At 40.0% G+C, this 22,377-nt stretch carries 28 protein-coding genes and 1 pseudogene; 20 read left to right on the top strand and 9 right to left on the bottom strand.

Annotated features, from left to right (window positions below; translation table 11 throughout):
- The first annotated feature begins 62 nt into the window (after positions 1–62).
- Positions 63–275: a hypothetical protein gene (locus ADM50_RS03085; protein ID WP_000710706.1), complete on the top strand. Its 213-nt coding sequence runs from the start codon at positions 63–65 to the stop codon at positions 273–275.
- Positions 276–561: 286 nt separating this feature from the next.
- On the opposite strand, the gene ADM50_RS09770 is transcribed toward ADM50_RS03085, so the two are convergent.
- Positions 562–747 (bottom strand): hypothetical protein, encoded by a 186-nt coding sequence (locus ADM50_RS09770; protein WP_009013804.1) that lies wholly within the window; start codon positions 745–747, stop codon positions 562–564.
- Between the two features lie 28 nt (positions 748–775).
- Here ADM50_RS09770 and ADM50_RS03090 point away from each other — a divergent pair, with 28 nt between their 5' ends.
- The 6 genes and pseudogenes from ADM50_RS03090 to ADM50_RS03110 all read left to right on the top strand — a co-directional run bounded on the left by ADM50_RS03090 (position 776) and on the right by ADM50_RS03110 (position 4,091).
- The gene (locus ADM50_RS03090; protein WP_000250556.1) at positions 776–1,390 is read left to right on the top strand and encodes a CadD family cadmium resistance transporter; all 615 of its coding nucleotides are present in this window, start codon (positions 776–778) and stop codon (positions 1,388–1,390) included.
- An 11-nt stretch (positions 1,391–1,401) separates the two neighbouring features.
- A complete protein-coding gene (cadX, locus tag ADM50_RS03095; protein ID WP_000711083.1) occupies positions 1,402–1,740 on the top strand; it encodes a Cd(II)/Zn(II)-sensing metalloregulatory transcriptional regulator CadX in 339 nt (112 codons plus the stop codon).
- A gap of 398 nt (positions 1,741–2,138) precedes the next feature.
- Positions 2,139–2,384: pseudogene (locus ADM50_RS09360) on the top strand (TMEM175 family protein); the annotation flags it as partial.
- Complete coding sequence (locus ADM50_RS03100; RefSeq protein ID WP_000397555.1) at positions 2,366–2,725, top strand: hypothetical protein; 360 nt, start codon at positions 2,366–2,368, stop codon at positions 2,723–2,725. The pseudogene ADM50_RS09360 and the gene ADM50_RS03100, both read left to right, overlap by 19 nt.
- Positions 2,722–3,045 (top strand): potassium channel family protein, encoded by a 324-nt coding sequence (locus tag ADM50_RS03105; protein ID WP_000825751.1) that lies wholly within the window; start codon positions 2,722–2,724, stop codon positions 3,043–3,045. Before ADM50_RS03100 ends, ADM50_RS03105 begins: the two co-directional genes overlap by 4 nt.
- Positions 3,042–4,091 (top strand): DUF389 domain-containing protein, encoded by a 1,050-nt coding sequence (locus ADM50_RS03110; protein ID WP_000126416.1) that lies wholly within the window; start codon positions 3,042–3,044, stop codon positions 4,089–4,091. The genes ADM50_RS03105 and ADM50_RS03110 overlap by 4 nt, the downstream gene beginning before the upstream one ends.
- 450 nt (positions 4,092–4,541) lie before the next feature.
- On the opposite strand, the gene rpmG is transcribed toward ADM50_RS03110, so the two are convergent.
- Both rpmG and rpmF read right to left on the bottom strand, forming a co-directional pair.
- Positions 4,542–4,691, bottom strand: coding sequence for a 50S ribosomal protein L33 (gene rpmG, locus ADM50_RS03120; protein WP_001265622.1), 150 nt, complete (start codon positions 4,689–4,691; stop codon positions 4,542–4,544).
- 15 nt (positions 4,692–4,706) lie between these two features.
- Positions 4,707–4,889: a 50S ribosomal protein L32 gene (rpmF, locus tag ADM50_RS03125; RefSeq protein ID WP_000290417.1), complete on the bottom strand. Its 183-nt coding sequence runs from the start codon at positions 4,887–4,889 to the stop codon at positions 4,707–4,709.
- Between the two features lie 220 nt (positions 4,890–5,109).
- Here rpmF and ilvD point away from each other — a divergent pair, with 220 nt between their 5' ends.
- Positions 5,110–6,813, top strand: coding sequence for a dihydroxy-acid dehydratase (gene ilvD / locus ADM50_RS03130; protein ID WP_000137380.1), 1,704 nt, complete (start codon positions 5,110–5,112; stop codon positions 6,811–6,813).
- A 174-nt stretch (positions 6,814–6,987) separates the two neighbouring features.
- Here the strand turns inward: ilvD and ADM50_RS03135 are convergent, their stop codons facing one another.
- On the bottom strand, positions 6,988–7,329 hold the full coding sequence (locus tag ADM50_RS03135; RefSeq protein WP_001204052.1) for a metal-sulfur cluster assembly factor: 342 nt from the start codon (positions 7,327–7,329) through the stop codon (positions 6,988–6,990).
- Between the two features lie 123 nt (positions 7,330–7,452).
- On the opposite strand from ADM50_RS03135, the gene rgg reads away from it, so the two are divergent.
- The 12 genes from rgg to ADM50_RS03195 all read left to right on the top strand — a co-directional run bounded on the left by rgg (position 7,453) and on the right by ADM50_RS03195 (position 16,653).
- Positions 7,453–8,304: a quorum-sensing system transcriptional regulator Rgg gene (rgg, locus tag ADM50_RS03140; protein WP_000434958.1), complete on the top strand. Its 852-nt coding sequence runs from the start codon at positions 7,453–7,455 to the stop codon at positions 8,302–8,304.
- 197 nt (positions 8,305–8,501) lie between these two features.
- Positions 8,502–9,749 carry an MFS transporter gene (locus ADM50_RS03145; RefSeq protein WP_000770638.1) on the top strand — a complete coding sequence of 416 codons (1,248 nt, stop codon included), beginning with the start codon at positions 8,502–8,504 and terminating at the stop codon, positions 9,747–9,749.
- 77 nt (positions 9,750–9,826) lie between these two features.
- On the top strand, positions 9,827–11,107 hold the full coding sequence (gene hisS, locus ADM50_RS03150) for a histidine--tRNA ligase (protein ID WP_000775841.1): 1,281 nt from the start codon (positions 9,827–9,829) through the stop codon (positions 11,105–11,107).
- 143 nt (positions 11,108–11,250) lie between these two features.
- Entirely contained in the window at positions 11,251–11,454 is a 204-nt protein-coding gene (locus ADM50_RS03155) for a helix-turn-helix transcriptional regulator (protein ID WP_000916947.1), read from the top strand.
- Positions 11,454–11,642 carry a hypothetical protein gene (locus ADM50_RS03160; RefSeq protein WP_001046120.1) on the top strand — a complete coding sequence of 63 codons (189 nt, stop codon included), beginning with the start codon at positions 11,454–11,456 and terminating at the stop codon, positions 11,640–11,642. The genes ADM50_RS03155 and ADM50_RS03160 overlap by 1 nt, the downstream gene beginning before the upstream one ends.
- Positions 11,629–11,826: a hypothetical protein gene (locus ADM50_RS03165; RefSeq protein ID WP_033583605.1), complete on the top strand. Its 198-nt coding sequence runs from the start codon at positions 11,629–11,631 to the stop codon at positions 11,824–11,826. The genes ADM50_RS03160 and ADM50_RS03165 overlap by 14 nt, the downstream gene beginning before the upstream one ends.
- A 2-nt stretch (positions 11,827–11,828) precedes the next feature.
- Positions 11,829–12,179, top strand: a complete 351-nt coding sequence (locus ADM50_RS03170; RefSeq protein ID WP_033583608.1) for a PspC domain-containing protein — start codon at positions 11,829–11,831, stop codon at positions 12,177–12,179.
- An 18-nt stretch (positions 12,180–12,197) separates the two neighbouring features.
- Positions 12,198–12,932: a DUF3169 family protein gene (locus ADM50_RS03175; RefSeq protein ID WP_049484500.1), complete on the top strand. Its 735-nt coding sequence runs from the start codon at positions 12,198–12,200 to the stop codon at positions 12,930–12,932.
- Positions 12,933–12,941: 9 nt separating this feature from the next.
- The gene (locus tag ADM50_RS03180) at positions 12,942–13,583 is read left to right on the top strand and encodes a CPBP family intramembrane glutamic endopeptidase (protein ID WP_049484501.1); all 642 of its coding nucleotides are present in this window, start codon (positions 12,942–12,944) and stop codon (positions 13,581–13,583) included.
- Positions 13,584–13,600: 17 nt separating this feature from the next.
- A complete protein-coding gene (locus ADM50_RS03185; protein WP_000832178.1) occupies positions 13,601–13,819 on the top strand; it encodes a hypothetical protein in 219 nt (72 codons plus the stop codon).
- Positions 13,820–13,970: 151 nt separating this feature from the next.
- Complete coding sequence (aspS, locus tag ADM50_RS03190) at positions 13,971–15,734, top strand: aspartate--tRNA ligase (protein WP_000830905.1); 1,764 nt, start codon at positions 13,971–13,973, stop codon at positions 15,732–15,734.
- A complete protein-coding gene (locus tag ADM50_RS03195; protein ID WP_000806300.1) occupies positions 15,712–16,653 on the top strand; it encodes a YitT family protein in 942 nt (313 codons plus the stop codon). The genes aspS and ADM50_RS03195 overlap by 23 nt, the downstream gene beginning before the upstream one ends.
- A 33-nt stretch (positions 16,654–16,686) precedes the next feature.
- Here ADM50_RS03195 and ADM50_RS03200 read toward each other — a convergent pair whose 3' ends face one another.
- From ADM50_RS03200 to ADM50_RS03220, 5 genes are all read right to left on the bottom strand, one after another.
- The gene (locus ADM50_RS03200; RefSeq protein WP_049484502.1) at positions 16,687–17,673 is read right to left on the bottom strand and encodes a LacI family DNA-binding transcriptional regulator; all 987 of its coding nucleotides are present in this window, start codon (positions 17,671–17,673) and stop codon (positions 16,687–16,689) included.
- Positions 17,674–17,682: 9 nt separating this feature from the next.
- Positions 17,683–18,483 (bottom strand): DUF1189 domain-containing protein, encoded by an 801-nt coding sequence (locus ADM50_RS03205; RefSeq protein WP_049484503.1) that lies wholly within the window; start codon positions 18,481–18,483, stop codon positions 17,683–17,685.
- 179 nt (positions 18,484–18,662) lie between these two features.
- Positions 18,663–19,505 carry a sugar ABC transporter permease gene (locus ADM50_RS03210; protein WP_049484504.1) on the bottom strand — a complete coding sequence of 281 codons (843 nt, stop codon included), beginning with the start codon at positions 19,503–19,505 and terminating at the stop codon, positions 18,663–18,665.
- Between the two features lies 1 nt (position 19,506).
- On the bottom strand, positions 19,507–20,799 hold the full coding sequence (locus tag ADM50_RS03215; protein WP_000431414.1) for a carbohydrate ABC transporter permease: 1,293 nt from the start codon (positions 20,797–20,799) through the stop codon (positions 19,507–19,509).
- Between the two features lie 126 nt (positions 20,800–20,925).
- Positions 20,926–22,197: an extracellular solute-binding protein gene (locus tag ADM50_RS03220; RefSeq protein ID WP_000095461.1), complete on the bottom strand. Its 1,272-nt coding sequence runs from the start codon at positions 22,195–22,197 to the stop codon at positions 20,926–20,928.
- Positions 22,198–22,377 lie beyond the last annotated feature (180 nt).

Genomic DNA, 22,377 nt, shown 5'->3' on the forward strand with positions numbered 1-22,377 from the left:
GGGAATAGAATCTAAGGAAAAAATCTTGTTTGTTGAGATTGTTTTAGTTGGGATGGTCCTATATGAAAAAGGATGAAATTAAAAAATATTTAGACAAAGATCTTGAATTTAATTATAATAGCCGAGGTGCTTGCTTTTTATCGAGTATATGTGTAGTTGGTTATGATTATGAAGGTCAGCAGTTTGATACAATTGATGAAGCTATGGAAGCTAAAGTATTTGACGGGAAAAGCTTAGTAGATATATGGGATGAAGTTTTTCCACAAGTTTTTTAAAATGAAAAGCACCTTTGATGAACTGCACCCCAAAAGTTAGATTTTTTCTGTCTAACTTTTGGGGTGCAGTTCAAATGTATGAGATATTTTTAGTTTTGATTTAATTTCGATATTTTTCCGGAAAATACTTATTTTTCGGAAAGTCAAGATTTTGTTATTATTTATGATATACTGGTACCGTAATTATATCCTTACAGAGGTTAAGTAAGGGTTTCAGTACACGTCAATAGATGTCAAAATATTGATTTTAAGCGATTTTTGATTTTTGGAAACTCATTATATCGCACTACAAATCAATAAAAACTCTACCTTTTACTCTACCTTTTTTAGATAAATATATCATCTGGATATTGAAGTTAAGCCCTGCTATCATTTCGATGGCAGGGCTTTTTAATGTTTGGGACACTACCTTCTTATCTATATTTTGATGGAGCTGAAGTTGACATCTACAAAGTTTAATGTTAAAATACATTCAAAAATATATTTGAATGAGGTGCTTTATGGTTCAAAATGTTGTTACTTCAATAATCCTGTATTCTGGGACAGCCGTAGACTTACTTATTATCCTAATGTTATTTTTTGCCAAAAGAAAAAGCAGAAAAGACATCATTAACATCTATTTAGGACAATTTCTAGGCTCTGTTAGTCTAATATTGCTAAGTTTACTTTTTGCATTTGTCTTAAATTATATTCCTAGTAAAGAGATTTTAGGTTTGCTCGGTTTGATTCCAATTTTCCTAGGACTCAAAGTTTTGCTTTTAGGAGATTCTGATGGAGAAGCTATTGCAAAAGATGGTTTGCGCAAAGATAATAAAAACCTGATTTTTCTAGTCGCTATGATTACTTTTGCAAGTTGTGGTGCTGACAATATTGGTGTTTTTGTCCCATATTTTATTACCTTAAATTTAGCGAATTTGATAGTGGCTTTACTTACCTTTCTAGTCATGATTTATCTCTTGGTTTTTTCTGCCCAAAAATTGGCACAAGTCCCTTCTGTTGGAGAAACTTTGGAAAAATATAGCAGATGGTTTATTGCCGTTGTTTATTTAGGACTGGGGATGTATATCCTGATTGAAAACAACAGCTTTAACATGCTAAGGACTGTGTTCGGCTAGGAGAAAAAATTATGAAAAAAGATAGTATCTGCCAAGTGAATATTATAAATCAGCAAAATGTTACAACCGCAACGAACTACCTTGAAAAGGAAAAAGTCCAAAAATCACTTCGTATTTTATCAAAGTTTACCGATAATAAACAGATAAATATCATCTTTTATCTCCTTGCTGTTGAAGAACTCTGTGTCTGTGATATAGCCTGTTTACTAAATCTCAGTATGGCATCTGCCTCCCACCATCTTCGTAAACTAGCCAATCAAAACATCTTGGATACTAGAAGAGAGGGGAAAATTATATATTATTTTATAAAAGATGAGGAAATCAAAGACTTTTTTAATCAACTAGGATAACAACTATTTTTACTACTTTATCATGATTATATATAGGACTTATCTATGAAATTTTTTGATAAAAATTACTCACATGAAAGACTACTCGTAGCAAATCTTTAAGAAAAAAGTATAATTTAAAGCAAAGCGACCTAGGTAATGCAGGTCAAGTTAGCCAAGTTTAAAAGGGAGAAATCTGAAAGAAAATGTATCTTTGATAGTAGTCATTTATTGTGAAATATGATATATTTATTGATTAGATGGATGAATATTTCTAAAGTTAAATAAAATATGACAGATACATGCTTTTTAGTGTATCTTGTTTGTACTCAAAATATGAAGTGACTATCCAATATTTAAGATTAATAAATATTATACGATGAGATAGAATACTACAAAATGAAAGGCAACGTAATCTGATGAAGAAAGATAGATTAATTGCATTGACAGATGCTGTTCTAGCAATTATTATGACCATTTTGATTTTAGAGTTAGAAAAACCAACGACACCAAGTCTTCAAGCTTTTTGGGATTTACGGCAAAATTTCTTTGCTTGTTTTCTTTCCTTTTTCTGGTTGGGATCGTTATGGATGGCACTAAACACATTATGGGAAAAGGTTGAGAAAATTTCCTCAGAAATTATTTGGTGGAATTTGTTTCTACTCTTGGAGCGGCAGGAGTTCTCTTTGGAGAATTTCATGCCATCCAAGATACCAGTCTGAATGATGTGGTGGACCGGATCTATATAAATGTCAAGGATTTACCGTTTCAGTCCTTGGGAGCTTTAGCTAATATCCTGTCTGATATTAAGAAGGGACTGATTCAAGACAGTCATATCTGGTCTTTCTTCCAGTCATTTTTCAAACAATATCAGTTGATAATCAGCTTAAATCAGATCTATCAGTTTGTCTATCTTTCTCTGATGGAGATCATGTCCTATCTTCACTTTGATTATTGGAAAAAAACGGCTCGGTCAGGAGCTAGTATGAATAAGGAGAACAAATGAAACGTTTAAAAATGTTATGGCATATTATGCAGGTTACGGGTTTTACTCGGTTTGCTCTGAGTTTTGTGACCTTTGTTTTTGGGTCAGGAGGCGTGCTTTTCCTAGTTGAACCTGCTATCACAAATTACGGAGACGGTCTTTGGTATGCTTTTGTGACTTCGACGACTGTCGGCTACGGGGATCTCCTAGCTGTGACCTTGATTGGAAGGATTACCAGTGTCTTCTTGACGATTTATGGGCTCATATTTTTTGGCTGTTTATCAGCTGTTATTTTTAATTATTATACCAATTTAAATAAGGAAAGAGGAGAGGACAAATGACTGCCAATTATTCAACACGGGAATACCGTGAGAAATTATACGATGACCTTCATGTTCGATTGAGAGATACAGCGATTTTGATGTGTGCAATTTTTATTGCCTCTATCGGACTAAATATGAATTCAACAGCTGTCATTATAGGAGCCATGTTGATTTCACCTCTCATGACACCGATTGTTGGACTGGGATTCGGTTTAGCTATTTTTGATACGCGTTTAATCAAGCAATCTCTAGAGGTTTTATTGACTCAAGTGTTGGTCAGTTTGCTTGTCTCGACTCTGTATTTCTGGATTTCTCCCTTGTCTTATGCAAGTAGCGAGTTGATTGCACGAACCTCTCCAACCATTTGGGATGTCCTCATTGCTATTGCTGGTGGGATTGCTGGTGTGATCGGTTCAAGGAAAAAAGAAGCAAACAATATCGTGCCAGGAGTAGCCATTGCTACAGCTCTGATGCCGCCTATCTGTACTGCTGGCTATGGTTTAGCTAATGGGAATGTACGATTTTTATTGGGGGCTCTCTATCTTTTCTTGATCAACTGTGTCTTTATCATGCTAGCCAACATTGTTGGAACAAGAATTTTGATGAGAAAATCTCCTTTAACTTCATTTAAAGAGCTGAGCATTAAAATGAGAATTGGCTTGATATCTTTGATTGTATTGTTGATTCTTCCAGCTAGCTATTCGGCAGTTACTCTGACAATAGAACAAGCGCGCAAAGAAGGGATCAAACAGTTTGTAGGAAAAGAGTTCGCCAATTATACGGTTATTAATCAAGTCTACAAGTCAAGTAACAATGAATTGGTCTTGACGGTTGTTGGAGATCCGATTTCAGAAGAAGAATTAGAAACACTCCACCAAAAACAAGCCTCTTACGGTATTCAATCTGTTCAATTGAAAGTGAATCAAGTTCAGAACTCGCCAACATTAGATAGTGAAGCGACCAAGGAATTTTATGAAAACATTGACAAGTATATTGATCAAAAACTCTCTGAAAAAGATTCACAAAACGATCTCGTAAAAGAAAATGAAGCAGACAAGGATTGAGGACAATGAACTGAATCGGTTTTTACGCCGTGTTTTTCTTGTATCTTCCTCTTTCTTACTTATAGCAGGTTGTTTTTGCTTGAATAAGAAATAAATTAGAAGTTCTATCATCTAAGAAAAATGATGAACAAAAAATCATTTAACTAATGGTGTGAACGTTTAGTGTTTATCAGCTCCATTCTCTGTAATTTTGGGGGTAAAATCCACACCATTCGGATAAAATTAGTTGAATTTGATTGGAAAAAAGCTTTTATAAAAGCGGAGAAAAGTCTTGATATTACGCTGTTTTTAGTCCAACTGAAATTCATACTTTCCAAACCAGGTCTTAAGAAAAAAGGTAGAGAAAAAGGTAGAGTTTGGATTGAAATACAGTGCAATATATCGCATTTGGCAAAAAGAAAAAACGCTTTAAATCAGCGTTTTTCTTATGTATTGATTCGTATTGAACCCCTACTTAACTTCTGTAAACACTACGTGCTTGCGAAGTTTTGGTGAGTATTTCTTCAATTGAAGACGGTCTGGAGTGTTACGTTTGTTTTTAGAAGTAAGGTACAAGCGTTCACCAGATTCTTTGTGTTCAAGTGTGATATTTACGCGCATGGTATCTCCCTTCTATTATTCAGCTGATGCAGCTTTAGCGATTTTACGTCCTTTGTAGTATCCTTTAAGTGATACGCGGTGAGAACGTGAGTAATCTCCAGTAGTTTCGTCAAAGTTTACAGATGGAGCTGTTACTTTGTAGTGTGTACGACGTTTGTTTTTCTTCGCTTTTGAGGTGCGACGTGCAGGTACTGCCATTTTCTTTTCTCCTTTAGGTATTTAAATTCGATTCAATCTAGTGATTTTCATCAACCATACTAGGATAACACATTTTTTTTGTAAAGTAAAGTTACTTGACAAAAAAAGATAAAAAAATTAGAAGCTAGTAATCGAAATTTTCTGAAAATTCAAGAATTTTATTCTGTTCTTCATGCGGAAATTGTGCTATAATGGTAAAAACTGAAATGGGAGGGAACAAATGACAGAATTAGATACACGTCACCGCAGTAGCGTTTATGACAGTATGGTGAAATCACCAAACCGTGCCATGCTTCGTGCCACTGGAATGACAGATAAGGACTTTGAAACACCGATTGTGGGAGTGATTTCAACTTGGGCGGAAAATACACCATGTAACATTCACTTGCATGATTTTGGGAAATTGGCTAAAGAAGGTGTCAAATCTGCGGGCGCTTGGCCTGTTCAGTTTGGAACCATTACCGTAGCAGACGGGATCGCCATGGGAACGCCTGGTATGCGTTTCTCTCTAACATCTCGTGACATCATCGCGGACTCTATTGAGGCTGCGATGGGTGGTCACAACGTGGATGCCTTTGTCGCTATCGGTGGCTGTGACAAGAACATGCCTGGTTCTATGATTGCCATTGCCAATATGGATATTCCAGCTATTTTCGCCTATGGTGGTACTATTGCACCGGGAAATCTTGATGGCAAAGACATTGACTTGGTTTCTGTCTTTGAGGGTATCGGAAAATGGAACCATGGTGACATGACAGCTGAGGACGTGAAACGTCTCGAATGTAATGCCTGCCCTGGCCCTGGTGGCTGTGGTGGTATGTATACAGCTAATACCATGGCAACTGCTATCGAAGTTCTCGGTATGAGTTTGCCAGGATCTTCATCTCATCCAGCTGAATCAGCTGACAAGAAAGAAGATATCGAAGCAGCAGGACGTGCTGTTGTCAAGATGCTGGAGCTTGGTCTCAAACCATCAGATATCTTGACTCGTGAAGCTTTTGAAGATGCCATCACTGTAACTATGGCTCTCGGTGGTTCTACAAATGCCACTCTTCACTTGCTTGCCATTGCCCATGCGGCTAATGTTGACTTGTCACTTGAGGACTTCAATACGATCCAAGAGCGCGTGCCTCACTTGGCTGACTTGAAACCATCTGGTCAGTATGTCTTTCAAGACCTCTACGAAGTCGGTGGTGTCCCTGCGGTTATGAAATACCTCTTGGCAAATGGTTTCCTTCATGGCGACCGCATCACATGTACTGGTAAGACAGTCGCTGAAAACTTGGCTGACTTTGCAGACCTTACACCAGGCCAAAAAGTCATTATGCCACTTGAAAATCCAAAACGTGCAGACGGTCCGCTTATCATCTTGAATGGGAACCTTGCCCCTGATGGTGCGGTTGCTAAAGTATCAGGTGTGAAAGTGCGTCGCCACGTTGGACCAGCTAAGGTCTTTGACTCAGAAGAAGATGCTATCCAGGCTGTTCTGACAGATGAAATCGTTGATGGCGATGTAGTTGTTGTCCGTTTCGTTGGGCCTAAGGGTGGTCCTGGTATGCCTGAGATGCTATCCCTTTCATCCATGATCGTTGGTAAAGGTCAAGGAGACAAGGTTGCCCTCTTGACGGATGGACGCTTCTCTGGTGGTACTTATGGTCTGGTTGTCGGACATATCGCTCCTGAAGCTCAGGATGGTGGACCGATTGCTTACCTCCGTACAGGTGATATCGTTACGGTTGACCAAGATACCAAAGAAATTTCCATGGCCGTATCAGAAGAAGAACTTGAAAAACGCAAGGCAGAAACAACATTGCCACCTCTTTACAGCCGTGGTGTTCTCGGTAAATATGCCCATATCGTATCATCTGCTTCACGCGGAGCCGTGACAGACTTCTGGAATATGGACAAGTCAGGTAAAAAATAAACTTAAAAAGCAAGCCATTTTCGGCTTGCTTCTTTTCATCTTCAAAAGTGATTTGCCTGCTTATACTCAATAAAAATCAAAGAGCAAACCAGAAAGCTAGGCGCAGGTTGCTCAAAGCACAGCTTTGGGGTTGGAGATAAAGCTGACGTGGTTTGAAGAGATTTTTGAAGAGTATTAACGAGGTGGCAGTCCAAGGGCAATACGGCCGTAGCGACTGATTCGTGTGATCTTCCAAGCAGGCGACCAGGTAACTTCAACCTTGACATCTTCGATACCCTCGATTTGTTTCAGACCTGCGACGATTTCGATAGGCAGGCTTTCGGCGCAATCACAGGCAGTATCGGTGAAGGTCATGACAATCTTACAGAGACCTGTTTCATCCAGATTGATTTCATAAATTAAGCCCAGATTGTACACATCCAATTCCACATCTGTATCAAAAACCTTCTCTAGTTTTTCGATAATTTGGTCTTGTAAAGCCAAAGCGCGGTCATTGATTTTGATATCGTCTCTCATAACAGTCCCTCCACCTGATAAATATCCTCTATTTTCTCATAATTCTGACAATTTGGCAAGTTTTTGATGAATTTTCTGAAAAATATGATAAAATGAAGAAAATATGGAATCAAGGGGAAGTCTATGGAGCAGATTGGAAAAGTCTTTAGACAATTACGAGAGTCAAGAAATATCTCGCTGAGACAAGCAACTGGGGGACAATTTTCGCCGTCCATGTTGTCCCGATTTGAAACAGGTCAGAGTGAGCTTTCGGTGGAAAAGTTTCTATTTGCCCTAGAAAATATATCTGCTAGTGTAGAGGAAATCCTCTTTCTGGCGAGAGGTTTTCAGTATGATACAGATTCGGAGTTGAGAAAAGAAATCACAGATGTTTTGGATTTAAAGAATATAGCACCTCTTGAGGACTTATATCGCAAGGAGTATCAAAAGCATGCCCATTCTCAAAACAAACAGAAACATATTCTAAATGCCATCATTATCAAGTCTTATATGAAGAGTATGGATGAAACGGTTGAGTTAACGGCAGAGGAAGGGAAAGTCCTTCATGACTACTTGTTTTCTACTGAGATTTGGGGAATCTATGAACTCAATTTGTTCTCAGTCAGTTCTCCGTTCTTGTCTGTTTCTCTTTTTACTAGATATGTACGAGAAATGGTCCGCAAATCCGATTTTCTAATGGAAATGTCTAGTAATCGAAACCTTTTTCATACTATGCTATTGAATGGTTTTTTAGCCAGCATTGAGTGTGAAGAATTTACCAATGCCTCTTATTTTAAACGTGTCATCAAAGAGCATTTCTACAAGGAAAATGAGACCTATTTCCGAATTGTCTATTTGTGGGCTGAAGGTCTTCTTGATAGCAAGCAGGGTAGAGTCAAGGAAGGTCAGAAAAAGATGGAAGATGCTGTCCATATTTTTGAGATGCTTGGTTGTAACAAATCTGCTGAATACTACAGAAATACAACCGATTGTTGAATATCTGCAAACTAAGAAAATAATTTGAAAATTTAAGCGATAGAACTTTTGACTACTCTCAGGTCGTTACAAAAGTTCTATCGTTTCTTTGCTCATTTTGTGTGTTGCATATATTCAAAAGTTTTCCCTTTCAATTTCTAAGTGCTATACTATAGTCATACTTCATATAGGGATTATAACAAGAAGGGAGATCACCTATGAAACTATTGTTTAGAAATCAAGCTTATCGACTCTTGACTTTGTCGCGCTTCTTCAATGCCTTTGGTGCTTCGATTTTTAACCTGGTATTTATCGTTTATGCATCGACCTTGCCACAAGCCTCTTTTGCTGTTGCTATGGCGAATATTGTCATGATTCTTCCGACTCTCTTTACAGTTTTTGTAGGGATTCGGGCAGATTACACAAGGGACAAGGTCAAATGGATGGTCTATAGCGGTTTGTTTCAGGCGGTTTTATTTTTTCTGGCAGCCCTAGTTGTTCAGCAAGCTAGTCTCTTTGCCTTTTCTAGCCTGTGTTTGATCAATGTCATCAGTGATGTGATCAGTGATTTTGCTGGTGGTTTGCGCATGCCCCTCGTTAAGGAAAAAGTAGCTGAAGGGGATCTGATGGAAGCTTATTCTTTTTCCCAGTTTATCACCTATATTTCAGCTATTGGTGGTCAAGCTTTTGGAGTTTGGCTCTTAGGTCTATCGGTCAACAATTTTTCCCTTGTTGCGGGAATCAATGCCTGCTTTTTCCTAGTATCAGCCTTTATTCTCTTTTTAGGAAAAAGCAAATTGAGTCTGTCAATGTCATCTGCTGATGGTAAAAAACTAAAAAATGAGAAGCTTTCTATCAAAGACCAGTTCCTAACAATTTACCGAAATTTACGTCTCGTTTTTCTTAAAGGTGGACAGAAAAACTTTGGTTTCATGATCTTTGCTGTCTTGCTTATTAATGCCTTGGGTGGGGCTTTAGGAAGCATCTATAACATCTTCTTTTTGAGCCATTCTCTCTTGAATTTTTCTTACACAGAGGCACTATTTATCAATCAATTCTGTGTTTTAGTAGCAATCATCATCAGTAGCCTTACGGGCAATGATTATTTTGGGAAGCAGTCTTTGCCTAGATTGATGATGTGGGCGACCGTAGGACTCAGTCTAATTGGTCTAGCTAATGTATTCAATCAAGTCGTGCTTGGTTTGCTATTTCTATTTTTAACTCTGTATGTGTCTGGTAAAGTTCAACCAAAGATTAGTGCCATGCTCATGAAAAATCTAGCTCCAGATGTTCTAGCTCGTACCAGTAATTTTTTAGGTTTATTGTTTACCTTATCCATACCTGTGGGAACAGCTTGTTTTTCACTTATAGCTGTATGGAATATACAGTTGACTTGGATGCTATTTGTTGGTCTTTCCTTGCTGGCTATTCTTTTGACAGTTATTAATCTCAAAAATGATATTTGAATCCTAATTTTATTCATACTGTTTTAATCCCTCTATTTATGGTAAAATAAGACTATTAAGTTTAAAGAGGATTCCCAATGAAATTACAAAAACCAAAAGGAACGCAGGATATTTTACCTGCTGAGTCTGCCAAGTGGCAGTACGTTGAGGGCTTTGCTCGTGAAATTTTCAAGCGCTATAACTATGCGGAAGTGCGCACGCCTATTTTTGAACACTACGAGGTCATCAGTCGTTCTGTCGGGGACACGACTGATATCGTAACCAAGGAAATGTACGACTTCTATGACAAGGGTGACCGCCATATCACCCTCCGTCCAGAAGGAACTGCGCCCGTTGTCCGTTCCTATGTGGAAAATAAACTCTTCGCACCAGAAGTGCAAAAGCCAAGTAAGTTCTATTACATGGGCCCTATGTTCCGTTATGAGCGTCCACAGGCAGGGCGTTTACGCCAATTTCACCAGATTGGTGTTGAGTGTTTTGGCTCTAGCAATCCAGCTACCGATGTGGAAACCATCGCTATGGCAGCTCATTTCTTGAAAGAAATCGGCATCCAAGGTGTCAAATTACACCTCAACACTCTCGGAAATCCTGAGAGCCGTGCGGCTTATCGTCAGGCCTTGATCGACTATTTGACACCACTCAAGGAGACCCTGTCGAAGGATAGCCAACGTCGTTTGGAGGAAAATCCTCTCCGTGTCTTGGACTCTAAGGAAAAAGATGACAAGGTGGCAGTAGAGAATGCGCCGTCTATCTTGGACTTCCTTGATGAAGAAAGCCAAACTCACTTTGATGCTGTGCGTCAGATGTTGGAAAATCTGGGTGTAGACTATATCATCGATACCAATATGGTGCGTGGTCTGGACTACTACAACCACACGATTTTTGAATTCATCACTGAAATCGAGGGCAATGAATTGACCGTCTGTGCAGGAGGTCGCTACGATGGCTTGGTTGCCTACTTTGGTGGTCCTGAAACTGCTGGATTTGGTTTTGGACTTGGTGTAGAGCGCCTGCTTCTCATCCTTGAAAAGCAAGGTGTAACCCTCCCTATCGAAAATGCCCTAGATGTCTATATCGCAGTCTTGGGTGAAGAAGCAAATGTCAAGGCCTTGGAATTGGTACAAGCCCTTCGCCAACAAGGATTCAAAGCAGAACGTGACTACCTCAACCGAAAGCTCAAAGCTCAGTTCAAGTCAGCCGATGTCTTTGCGGCTAAGACCCTCATCACGCTAGGAGAGAGCGAAGTCGAAAGCAGACAAGTGACGGTTAAGAACAACCAAACACGAGAAGAAGTTCAAGTATCCCTTGAGACCATCAGCCAAAACTTCTCAGACATCTTTGAAAAATTAGGCTTTTAATAGTAGAAAAACTGGTCAGGACCTTACTCCTGACCGTTTTCTTTTGCAAAATGACAAAAATCATAAACTTTTTGACAAATATAGTTGTCAAAAAGAAAAAGATGTGTTACAATGTAAGCAAGTTAAGAGTGAAGGAGAAAGGAATGCTTAAAAATCGTTTAAAAGAGCTTCGGGCTCGCGATGGTCTCAATCAAACAGAGCTGGCCAAACTAGCTGGCGTGTCCAGACAGACCATTAGCCTACTAGAACGGGACGAATACACCCCGTCCATTGTGATCGCCCTGAAGATTTCGCAGATATTCAATGAACCAGTCGAGTCGGTATTTCGGATAGAGGAGGACGAGTGATGAACAAGTATAAAGTGATTTATTATATGAGTGTTTTTGCCTTTATTGTGAATGCTTTTGCTATGATTGGAACATTACTGGGTTGGTTCTATTTTGTTGAAAGTAAGTATTTGTTTTGGATTAATTTAGTCCTCTTGTCCATTTTCAATCGGTTGAAGAAAAAGGAGAAAAATGATGAACAAGTATAAAGTAATCTATTATGTAGTTGCCATAGCTCTATTAGTCAGCGTATTTCTACTGATTGGGATGGACCTAGGCTGGTTTAATCCATATCAAAGCGACCAATTTGTTTGGACCTACTTTGCTCTCATCCCAGTAGTTGACTGGATTGAAAAGAAATCCAAAAATCTAGCAAGTGAAAAAGGAGAATGAATATGAAAAAGTTTTTAGCAGGTTTTCAAGTCGATACTGAGCACAAAGAACTTGCAGGTGTTTGTGCAGGTTTAGGAAATTATTTTAACATTCAAGCCAATATCGTTCGTTTGGTGACAGTCTTGCTGTTTCTCTCTTCGACAGAGATTGGGATTATAACAGTAACTCTCTATGCCTATCTAGCAGGTTGGCTTGGCAATGAACCCTTGGGAGATGGAGCAAAAAAAGCTAGAAACCAAGCTATTTTCTTGTTTGCTGTTTGTTTGATTTTAGTATCACTTGGAACAGAGGGCTTGACAGCTATTTATGAATCAGGTAAAGTGTTTGGTCAGTGGTTAGTTGGATTGGTTTAGTTTAGAAAGAGTATGAATATGAAAAAGAAACGTGGATTGTTATTTTTAATGGCTGTTATCTTGGGAGGCTTCTTGGTCATGTTTGCAGAGATGTTTAAGGCCTATACCGAAAACTACGGAACCATTTTAGATGTCAAAACCGTGACTCCATGGATATCATCTATTTGTTTACTGTTAGGTTTCATTAGTATGTTTTTGACTTTCGATTTCTTAAAGAAAAGCAGAAAATTTCACTCCTTGTATCAAGAGGAAATGGATGATGATCTGAATGAAACCTATTATGTACAAATGTATCGTAATCTCGAGTTTGGAACTATTGCTTTTAATAGTGCAGGCGTAGCGATTTTTTTGGCTCTTTTCATCTCAGGTAGTGAAGTAATTGTACTAAATATCAGCTATATAACCTTATCTCTTTCTTTTTTGGCATTAGTGATGATTTTCAGTGCTCAAAAATATCTCTATAAGACCATTGCGATCGTTCGTCAGTTTGATTTGGAATTCTTCTCTACACCAAAAGATGTCTTGGGCTATATAAACTCTTACGATGAAGGGGAGCGCAAGGCTAATTTAGAACAGAGTTTTCGAATTTTATTCCAATTAAACCAGTATGTCTTGCCAACTCTCTATTTTCTAATCGTTCTCTTTTCCTTACTGACAGGAGAGATTCAGTTACTAGCCTTCTTGCTTGTAGGAGCGATCCATATTTATATCAATGTGATGCAATTACCTATGGTAAAACGTTATTTCAAATAGGAGTCTTTTATGAAATTACTTAAAAATCTTGGCTGGTTTCTTCTAGCTGTCCTATCCTTTTACTTTGGCTATGGTCTGATTCAGAGTATGGCTTTATCAGCGCTTGACCTAGGGGCTTCGATCTTTGGAGTCTTGCCACTCTATATCGCTCTGTCAGGGGCCTATGTTTATGGAGTTTACAGATGGTATCAGACAGAAAAGGTTAGCATCCAGACGACAGCTTTTAATCGTTATATCTGGTTGCCTACTCTGGTTTTGCTAGTGGCGATTACAGCTCAGTTCTTTTTGCCAGAAGATCCGTCAGTCAATCAACAAATCGTATCACAATTGACAGTTGCTCAGCCTGTATTTGGTTTCTTTATGGTGGTAGTCTTTGCTCCTCTGACGGAAGAACTCATTTTTAGAGGGATGCTGGCGCGCTATCTCTTTCCTAAGCAGAACAACAGCAAACAGACAGCTCTGTTTCTCCTCGTATCAAGTGTGCTTTTTGCCTTGATTCATTTTCCAGGGACTTTGCAACAGTTTTTAGTTTATGCTAGTCTGGGATTGAGTTTGGGACTGGCTTATGTAAGCCGAAAAGGTCTTCTTTACAGCATTTCTCTCCACGCTTTGAATAATTTAATCGGCTTTTTGATGATACTCATGCTATAATAGAGTCAGGAGGTCACATGAAACGAGTAATTTTATTAGCAGTGATACAGGCGGTCGTTCTCTTCTTTATCATCGGGGCACTTGCCTATGCCTTTAAAGGCGACTTCTTTTACAACTATCTAGCGGTTGTCTTTGCGCCTATTGCAGGTGTCTTGCGTTTTGCGACAGCTTATGCGACGGAGATTGTTCTACCTAAAAAGGCAGCTGAGATTGCTGAAAAGCGTAAAAAAGGTTAAGAATCATAATCAGAGAATCCGATGACGTTTTCATCGGATTTTTTGTCTGTTCGTTTTGATTTCTAAAGACAATCAAACTTTTCTGCTGATTTTCATGAAGAGCCTGCGCTTTTATGGTAAAATAGTAACAGAATAAAAGAGGAGAGAAAACATGAAACGTAGTATGTATGCTGGTCGTGTTCGTGAGGAACATATCGGACAAGAGATTACTTTGAAAGGATGGGTTGGCCGTCGTCGTGACTTGGGTGGTTTAATCTTTATCGACCTTCGTGACCGTGAAGGAATCATGCAGTTGGTTATCAACCCTGAAAAAGTATCTGCAGAGGTCATGGCAACAGCTGAAAGTCTTCGCAGTGAGTTTGTCATCGAGGTGACTGGACAAGTCGTTGCGCGTGAGCAAGCTAATGATAAATTGCCGACTGGTGCAGTTGAGTTGAACGTGACAGCTTTGACGGTGCTTAATACAGCCAAAACAACACCTTTTGAGATTAAAGATGGGATTGAGGCCAATGACGATACACGTTTGCGTTACCGTTACCTTGACCTTCGTCGTCCAGAAATGCTAGAAAACCTTAAGCTTCGTGCCAAGGTGACCCACTCTATCCGTAATTACTTGGATGAGTTGGAGTTTATCGATGTGGAGACGCCATTCCTTTCGAAGTCAACGCCAGAAGGGGCGCGTGACTATTTGGTGCCATCTCGTGTCAATAAAGGGCATTTCTACGCTCTTCCTCAAAGTCCACAAATCACTAAGCAATTGTTGATGAATGCTGGTTTCGACCGCTATTACCAAATCGTCAAATGTTTCCGTGATGAGGACTTGCGTGGTGATCGTCAGCCTGAGTTCACCCAGGTCGACTTGGAAACATCCTTCCTTACGGAGCAAGAAATCCAAGATATTACAGAAGGATTGATTGCGCGCGTGATGAAAGAAACCAAAGGCATCGAAGTAACTCTTCCATTTCCTCGTATGAAGTATGATGATGCTATGGCCTTTTACGGTTCTGATAAGCCAGATACTCGTTTTGATATGTTGCTTCAGGACTTGACAGAAGTGGTTAGAGGTGTTGATTTCAAAGTCTTTTCAGAAGCACCTGCCGTTAAAGCTATTGTGGTCAAAGGAGCTGCGGATAACTACTCACGTAAAGACATCGACAAGATGACCGAAGTAGCCAAACAGTACGGTGCCAAAGGTCTTGCTTGGGTCAAGGTAGTTGAGGGAGAATTAAATGGACCAGTTGCCAAGTTCTTGACTGGGATGCAAGCAGAATTGACTGCAGCGCTTGGTCTTGAAGACAAGGATTTGGTTCTCTTTGTGGCGGATACGCTTGAAGTAGCAAATGCAACCCTTGGTGCCCTTCGTGGACGTATTGCCAAAGAGCTTGGCTTGATTGATAACGATAAATTCAACTTCCTTTGGGTGGTTGATTGGCCAATGTTTGAATGGTCTGAAGAAGAAGGTCGCTACATGAGCGCCCACCACCCATTTACCCTTCCACAGGAAGAAACAGCTCACGAATTAGAAGGTGATTTGGCTAAGGTTCGTGCCATTGCTTACGATATCGTCTTGAACGGTTATGAGCTTGGTGGTGGTAGTCTTCGTATCAACCAAAAAGACCTTCAAGAACGCATGTTTAAGGCTCTTGGTTTCTCATCTGAAGAAGCAAATGACCAGTTTGGCTTCCTTCTTGAAGCCATGGACTATGGTTTCCCACCACATGGTGGTTTGGCTATTGGACTTGACCGTTTTGTGATGCTCTTAGCAGGAGAAGAAAATATTCGTGAAGTCATTGCCTTTCCTAAGAACAATAAGGCAACAGACCCAATGACTCAAGCTCCATCAACAGTCGCTCTCAAACAACTAGAGGAACTCAGCTTACAAGTAGAAGAAGATGAAACAAGCAAAACGAATTAAGCGGTGGCGCTATTATCTGCGCCGCTTTGCTTATCAGATAAAAATCTTACGAGTTTTACAAAGTATCTCTCGGGAAAAATATGATGAGAAAGTATCGGCTTCTCTGGTTTATGGCTTTCTGTCAGCAGTAGCAGTCAATTTCTTTTTTCAACCAGGGCACGTTTACTCCAGTGGCGCGACGGGTCTGGCACAGATTATCTCTGCCTTGAGTAATCACTGGTTTGGTTTTTACATTCCGATATCGCTAACCTTTTATGCTATCAATTTTCCGTTGATGATTTTGGCTTGGTATCAGATTGGGCATAAGTTTACAATCTTTACCTTCATCACAGTATCCATGAGTTCTCTCTTTATCCAGCTTGTACCAGTTGTGACCTTGACAGAGGATCCCATTATCAACGCCCTTTTTGGGGGTGTTGTCATGGGCTTGGGGATTGGTTTTGCGCTCCGTAACAATATTTCTAGCGGAGGTACAGATATCGTCAGTCTGACCATTCGAAAGAAAACAGGGAGAAATGTCGGTAGTATTTCTTTCTTAGTGAATGGGACGATTATGCTGATAGCAGGATTGACCTTTGGTTGGAAATACGCCCTCTACTCCATGATTACCATCTTTGTATCGAGCCGTGTGACGGATGCGGTCTTTACCAAGCAAAAACGTATGCAGGCCATGATTGTGACCAATAATCCTGACAAGGTAATCGCAAAAATCCATAAAAAATTGCACCGCGGAGCAACCATGATCCACGATGCAGAAGGGACCTATAATCATGAGAGAAAAGCAGTCTTGATTACGGTTATCACACGAGCAGAGTTTAATGATTTTAAACACATCATGAAACAGGTCGATCCGACAGCCTTTGTCTCTGTATCCGAAAATGTCCACATCCTCGGACGATTCGTAGAAACAGACAATTAATAATACTCAAAAGACCAGCCTTGGGGCTGGTCTTTATTTTTCGATAATTTTGTGTCCAATCAACTGGCGGTAACAAATCTGTTTATTGTTTTTAGCATCGTTGATGATCTGGAGAATGGTTTCAAAGGAAACGCGCCCAAGTTCCAGACTATTGATGTCCACATAAGCTACGAGGTCAAGTCGAGGATTGACAGAGTCGAAACTCAAGACAGGAACATCCAGTTTGTGCTTAGCGATATAGTCACAGGCTCCTTCGGCTAGGAGACTGTCGGTTGTGATGATAGCATCAATCTGCGGATCGTGATTGAATAGGAGTTCACTGAACTGATACCCTTTTTCTTCTAGAAATTCGGTTGCAAAGTAGGTTAAGTTGGTATCAATCGGAAGTTGGTGTTGTTTGAGTGCGGACTCATAGCCAGTTAGACGATCTTGCGTTACGAAGAGTCGCTTTGTCCCCCCGATGAAGGCAATTCGTTTGCATCCTTTTTTGATGAAATACTCGGTCGCATCAAAGCCCGCCTGTACATTGTCATTATCAACAAGAGGGATAAAGGGTGAAGTAGATTTTCCGAGAATGAGGAAAGGGAACTGCTCATCGGCTACTAGCTTGACCAGAGGGTCTTCTTCTTCAGCATAGAGGAAAATCAAACCATCTACACGCTTACCATAGACCATCTGAGAAATAGCTTTGAGCCGCTCTTTTGCATCTTTCCCCGTTGCAATCTGGATAGCGTAGTGGTTTTCAGACGCGACTTGGGCAATCCCTCGTAGGACAGATGGGAAGAAAGGATTTTGGTAAAAGGCATCCGAGTCATCAGGAAGCACCAGACCGATAACCTGAGTATAGCTACTTACCAAGCTACGAGCATTGAGGTTGGGATGGTAGTTGAGCTCCTTCATCGCCTTGCGAACTCGTTTTTTGGTTTCATCACTAATCGTTGATTTATTTTGGATGACGCGGGTAACAGTTGAAGGTGAGACACCTGCTGCTTTAGCCACATCTTTAATCGTCACGGGCATAAAAATCTCCTATTTATGATAATCTGGATCGCGGTAATGTGTTTTATAAAAGATGGTGACCAGATAAAGAACAAAAAGAATGTTTTGTACAGTGATAAGGGTTGTCATATTTTGGCCAAAAAGTCCCAAAACAAGCGTAATCAGAGTTGGTAATCCTAAACAGTTCAAGATAAAATGGTAGCACTCTTTAAAGCTCCTAAATGAAAAGAGGCGTGATTTTTTGGTGATATAAAGGAGAAGACTAGCTCCAAGGGAGACAATGAAGAAATTCAATCCAAAGAGGAAGCTAGCACCAAGGACGAGAAAGAGACTGATATAGACACGGTTCTGTTGGTACCAGTCTTTAGAAATAGCCTGGGTTAAAGCTTCCTTACTCTGGAAACTCTCCGTTTGAATGGCGTGGTAGCGAATGCGGGTCAGTTCCTTGCTTTCCTTGCTGATGATGAGTTCTTCAGTATCAAAATGAAGTTGCAAATCCTTTGGCAATTCCTTGCTTGGACTTGGACCAATCAGAAGAGAAGCTTGCTGATTTTTAGTCCCAGAATAGCTCAGTTTTCCATCTACTATCTGCACATTCTCTGACAAGTCCATGATCGCTTCATCTGTCAGGGGTGTGTAGACATTATCGATAAAGGTATCCAGTGGATACGTTTCCTGTGAGCTGTTTTGAATGGCAATTGGAATCATGGACAAGCTGATGAGGAAAATGCTAGTAAAGAGGAGTTGAAACCAGTTGAGTCCAAAACGTTTTGACAGGGGCTTACGAAATCCCCAAATACTTGAAAAATATGAAAATGGATATGGAAGCATTTGTATCTTTCTAAAAGTGTTTTCTATATGAGTATTATTATATAGAGAAATGTACTTTATTTCAAGTCTAGTAGATAAATTGCTTACTGAAAAGCTGATTTTGCTACTATTTGCGGTCTTGTGTCTAATCTTTTAACTTTAGAAACAAGATCAAAATGAAAAAGGGTGACGGGGATAAATTATCCCTTGTCGCCACCACTTGTAAGTCCTGAAACAAAGTTCTTTTGTAGGAAGAAGAAGAGAATACAGATTGGAAGGGCGATGAGGATAGCACCTGCTGAGAAGTAGGCAATCTTCAAGTTTTTCACATTGCTGACAAAGGTCTGTAGACCAACGGCAACTGTAAAGTATTCTTTCTCACGAAGCAAGAAACTAGAGAGGATATAGTCTCCGAAAGGTCCCATGAAGGCCCAGAGCGCTTGTACTGCAACCATTGGGCGAACGAGTGGGAGAACAATTTGCCAGAAGCGACGGAAGTGTCCTGCACCATCTAGTTTTGCTGATTCATCAAGAGACATTGGTACTGTGTCGAAGTAACCTTTCATCAACCAAGCGTTCATTGGGATACCACCACCGACATATAGGAAGATGAGGAACCAGCTATGGTTAAGGGCGTTCAACATAAGGGCCATAACGAAGAAGGCTGTCAAAGCGGCCATAGTTGGCACCATTTGGATGATCAAGAAGAAGACCAAACTTTGTTTACGAGCCAAGAAGTTGTAACGGCTGTAGGCATAACCAGCAAGTACGATGATACTTGTTTGAACAGCCATTGTAATCAAGGCGATAATCAAAGTGTTGAGGTACCAAGTGCCGTACAAGGTTTCAGTGAAGAGCCCTTGGAAGTTGGCAAAGCTAAAGTCGATGTTAGCATCTAGTTTAAAAGCTACGACGTTACCAGTCTTGAAGGCTGACATAATAGTAATCAAAAGTGGATAGATAATCACGATTGAAAGACCAATCAAGTAGAGGTAAGTGAGGGTTTGAGTCAGTCTACGTTTGAGTTTGATTGAGTTATTCATCTTAGACGTCCTCCATATCAAATGCGTGTAGTTTCTTGAATGCGATCATAGAGATAGAGATGACAATGATAGAGATGATCAAGGTAACAGCTGCCGCCATAGAGTATTGAGGAGATGTACCTGTTGTCAAACGATAAATCCATGAGATCAAGATATCAGTTGAACCGGCTCCACCACCAACGCTACCAGGACCTCCGCCGTTGAAGAGGTACATGATAGAGAAGTTGTTAAAGTTGAAGGTGTATTGGCTGATCAATGTTGGTGCTGCAACAGCCAAAATCATAGGGAAAGTGATGTTGCGGAATTTTTGCCAAGCATTGGCACCATCGATGTAAGCCGCTTCGTAGAGGTCGTTAGGAATCGACTGCAAGATACCCAAAGTCAAAACGTAGATGTATGGGAATCCTAGCCAACCTTGCATCATAATCAAGGCAATCTTCGTCCAAGTTGGGTCTGTTTTCCAAGGGATAAGAGCACCGTCAAGGAAAGGAAGAACCTTAGCCAAGATAGGCAATACTTGAGTGTTGATCGCTCCGACACTATCGTTAAACATGTTTGAGAATGTCAAGATAGTGATGAAGGCTGGAACAGCCCAAGGAAGAAGGAAAATAACACCAAAGATACGTTTTCCTTTGATAAATGGTTGGTTAGCAATGATAGCAGTGAAGATACCAATCACAATCTGCAAAGTAGAAGCAGACAAGGCCCAGATGATGGTCCAAGAAAGAACCGCACCGAAGGCTGAACGGAAGGTACTTAAGCTCCAGATGTTTGTAAAGTTAGTCAAACCAACCCAGTCCAACAATTTGTTTGGTGGCAAGTGTTGGAAGTCATAGTTGGTAAAGGCAATCATCAAGGTTACGATAACTGGGAAGATAATCGCAAATGTCATAGCGACGTAAGATGGGATGATCAAGAGGTAAGGGAAACCATTCTCATAAATACCTTTGATCATATCTTTAAAAGTACGTGGGACAGGAATTCCATTGTTAATACGTTTTGCGATTGTATGTGCATCTTTAATATTTGAGAAATAAAAGAGCACATAAACGACTACAAAGATTAAATGGAAGGCACCACGAATCAGCATAAAGAGGGAATTATCACGACCTGGCTTGTCACCAAGAGTGATCAAATTGTGCAATTCAGGGGCTGCAAGTGCTAGGAAATAAAGAACAAATACGATAGTTACACCAAGGAAGATAAAACCTTTGGCCTTTTGTTTATTGTAAATCTGTCCTAACCCAGGAATCACTGAAAGCAAGGCTGCTTTGCTAGGTTGTTGGTTTTCCATGAATACTCCTTTCATAGGATACGAGATTGAAGTTTGTCTCCAATCACTAGATAGGCAACTGCAATCATTCGTAAATTTATAAAATCAAAGGGGGATTTGTATTCTCCCCCCTTGTAACGAATTCAATTATTCACCAAATTTTTGTTTGATTGTTTCTTTGATCAATGTTACAGCATCGTTAGCAGCTGTTTTAGCATCTTTTTTACCACTTACAGCATCAAAGAGCATAGTTTTAGCTGGATCCCAAACTGCTGACATTTGAGAAATGTTTGGCATTGGTTGAGCGTTCTTGAACTGTTTGATAACAGCTGTTGTCAACTCATCGTTTTTACCTTCAGCGTATGAACGAGCTTCAGTGTTAGCTGGGATTTCGTTAGTTGCATCGTAGAATGCTTTTTGTTGTTCAGTTGAAACAAGGAAGTCTACAAATTTTTGTGCAGCTTCAAGGTTCTTAGTGCTTGATGGGATGATCCAAGCTTTACCACCACCGAATGGTGTGTATTCTTTACCATTTGGAAGAGTTGGAATAGTAGCAACACCGTAGTTTACTTTAGCATCTTTGAATGCTTGAGCTTTCCAAGGACCGTCGATGATAGCAGCTGTTTTACCTTCTTGGAATTGAGTTTGGATCAAGTTTGCAGCACCTTCAGTATCTTGCATCCCTTTAGGCCATTTTTCATACCAAGATTTAGCGTAGTTGACACCAGTGATAGAACCGTCGTTTGCAAGACCGATGTCTTTAGCGTCTTTACCGTTTTGTCCGAATACGTAACCACCGTTACCAGCAAGAAGTCCGTATGCGTAGTAGAAGTTTGTCCAGTCAGCTAGGAATGCAGTAGTTTTGCCATCTTCACCAGCGAAAGCGTATTTGCTGTCTTTAGCAAGTTCTTCTAATTCAGCAAAAGTTTTTGGAGCTTCTTTTAGCAAGTCTTTGTTGTAGTACATAACAAGAGACTCAATAACGGCAGGAGCACCGTAAACTTTACCGTCAGCAGCTGTTACAAGAGATTTAGTCTTATCATCTGTTTTTGCACCATCGCTCAAAGTAACTTCTGAAAGTTGTCCGTCAGTACCAAGGCTACCTACGCGGTCGTATGGTGCCATCATAACGTCAGCAGCTTGACCTGATTGGTTGTCAAGAGAAAGTTTGTCAAGTCCACCAAGTTGGTCACCTGATTTGATGTTAACTTTTGTACCTGATTCTTTTTCATAAGCTGCAGCAACTTTTTCAGCGTAGGCTTTGTATTGGTCTTCAACGTAGAAAGTGATTTCTTTTGCTTCAGATGAGCTAGTATCAGCTGCTTTATCAGCAGTTTTGCTTCCGCAAGCTACCAAAAGTAAGCTAGCAAGAGTAGCAGTTCCGAGCACAGCAGCGCTCTTCATGAATTTAGATGACATAGTGTATTCCTCCTAAAGAATAACAAAAATAATTTAATGAGAAAACGCAAACGTTTTCTTTTACGAACTTAGTATAGCACAAATAGAAAACGGTTGCAAGCTTTTTTAGAAAAATTTTTAAAAAAATTTTAAGGTTTCAAACATTTGTTAAAGCCCATATATAGGAAAGAACTTAAAATG

The sequence above is a fragment of the Streptococcus oralis genome (assembly GCF_001075675.1).
In the GTDB taxonomy this organism is placed as follows: Bacteria; Bacillota; Bacilli; order Lactobacillales; family Streptococcaceae; genus Streptococcus; species Streptococcus oralis_V.

What these genes read in the sequence shown, in the direction of transcription:
- ADM50_RS03085 (WP_000710706.1), top strand. Translation starts at nt 63, where the DNA reads ATGAAAAAGGATGAAATTAAAAAATATTTAGACAAAGATCTTGAATTT.
- ADM50_RS09770 (WP_009013804.1), bottom strand. Translation starts at nt 747, where the DNA reads ATGTATTTTAACATTAAACTTTGTAGATGTCAACTTCAGCTCCATCAA.
- ADM50_RS03090 (WP_000250556.1), top strand. Translation starts at nt 776, where the DNA reads ATGGTTCAAAATGTTGTTACTTCAATAATCCTGTATTCTGGGACAGCC.
- cadX (WP_000711083.1), top strand. Translation starts at nt 1,402, where the DNA reads ATGAAAAAAGATAGTATCTGCCAAGTGAATATTATAAATCAGCAAAAT.
- ADM50_RS03105 (WP_000825751.1), top strand. Translation starts at nt 2,722, where the DNA reads ATGAAACGTTTAAAAATGTTATGGCATATTATGCAGGTTACGGGTTTT.
- ADM50_RS03110 (WP_000126416.1), top strand. Translation starts at nt 3,042, where the DNA reads ATGACTGCCAATTATTCAACACGGGAATACCGTGAGAAATTATACGAT.
- rpmG (WP_001265622.1), bottom strand. Translation starts at nt 4,691, where the DNA reads ATGCGCGTAAATATCACACTTGAACACAAAGAATCTGGTGAACGCTTG.
- rpmF (WP_000290417.1), bottom strand. Translation starts at nt 4,889, where the DNA reads ATGGCAGTACCTGCACGTCGCACCTCAAAAGCGAAGAAAAACAAACGT.
- ilvD (WP_000137380.1), top strand. Translation starts at nt 5,110, where the DNA reads ATGACAGAATTAGATACACGTCACCGCAGTAGCGTTTATGACAGTATG.
- ADM50_RS03135 (WP_001204052.1), bottom strand. Translation starts at nt 7,329, where the DNA reads ATGAGAGACGATATCAAAATCAATGACCGCGCTTTGGCTTTACAAGAC.
- rgg (WP_000434958.1), top strand. Translation starts at nt 7,453, where the DNA reads ATGGAGCAGATTGGAAAAGTCTTTAGACAATTACGAGAGTCAAGAAAT.
- ADM50_RS03145 (WP_000770638.1), top strand. Translation starts at nt 8,502, where the DNA reads ATGAAACTATTGTTTAGAAATCAAGCTTATCGACTCTTGACTTTGTCG.
- hisS (WP_000775841.1), top strand. Translation starts at nt 9,827, where the DNA reads ATGAAATTACAAAAACCAAAAGGAACGCAGGATATTTTACCTGCTGAG.
- ADM50_RS03155 (WP_000916947.1), top strand. Translation starts at nt 11,251, where the DNA reads ATGCTTAAAAATCGTTTAAAAGAGCTTCGGGCTCGCGATGGTCTCAAT.
- ADM50_RS03160 (WP_001046120.1), top strand. Translation starts at nt 11,454, where the DNA reads ATGAACAAGTATAAAGTGATTTATTATATGAGTGTTTTTGCCTTTATT.
- ADM50_RS03165 (WP_033583605.1), top strand. Translation starts at nt 11,629, where the DNA reads ATGAACAAGTATAAAGTAATCTATTATGTAGTTGCCATAGCTCTATTA.
- ADM50_RS03170 (WP_033583608.1), top strand. Translation starts at nt 11,829, where the DNA reads ATGAAAAAGTTTTTAGCAGGTTTTCAAGTCGATACTGAGCACAAAGAA.
- ADM50_RS03175 (WP_049484500.1), top strand. Translation starts at nt 12,198, where the DNA reads ATGAAAAAGAAACGTGGATTGTTATTTTTAATGGCTGTTATCTTGGGA.
- ADM50_RS03180 (WP_049484501.1), top strand. Translation starts at nt 12,942, where the DNA reads ATGAAATTACTTAAAAATCTTGGCTGGTTTCTTCTAGCTGTCCTATCC.
- ADM50_RS03185 (WP_000832178.1), top strand. Translation starts at nt 13,601, where the DNA reads ATGAAACGAGTAATTTTATTAGCAGTGATACAGGCGGTCGTTCTCTTC.
- aspS (WP_000830905.1), top strand. Translation starts at nt 13,971, where the DNA reads ATGAAACGTAGTATGTATGCTGGTCGTGTTCGTGAGGAACATATCGGA.
- ADM50_RS03195 (WP_000806300.1), top strand. Translation starts at nt 15,712, where the DNA reads ATGAAACAAGCAAAACGAATTAAGCGGTGGCGCTATTATCTGCGCCGC.
- ADM50_RS03200 (WP_049484502.1), bottom strand. Translation starts at nt 17,673, where the DNA reads ATGCCCGTGACGATTAAAGATGTGGCTAAAGCAGCAGGTGTCTCACCT.
- ADM50_RS03205 (WP_049484503.1), bottom strand. Translation starts at nt 18,483, where the DNA reads ATGCTTCCATATCCATTTTCATATTTTTCAAGTATTTGGGGATTTCGT.
- ADM50_RS03210 (WP_049484504.1), bottom strand. Translation starts at nt 19,505, where the DNA reads ATGAATAACTCAATCAAACTCAAACGTAGACTGACTCAAACCCTCACT.
- ADM50_RS03215 (WP_000431414.1), bottom strand. Translation starts at nt 20,799, where the DNA reads ATGGAAAACCAACAACCTAGCAAAGCAGCCTTGCTTTCAGTGATTCCT.
- ADM50_RS03220 (WP_000095461.1), bottom strand. Translation starts at nt 22,197, where the DNA reads ATGTCATCTAAATTCATGAAGAGCGCTGCTGTGCTCGGAACTGCTACT.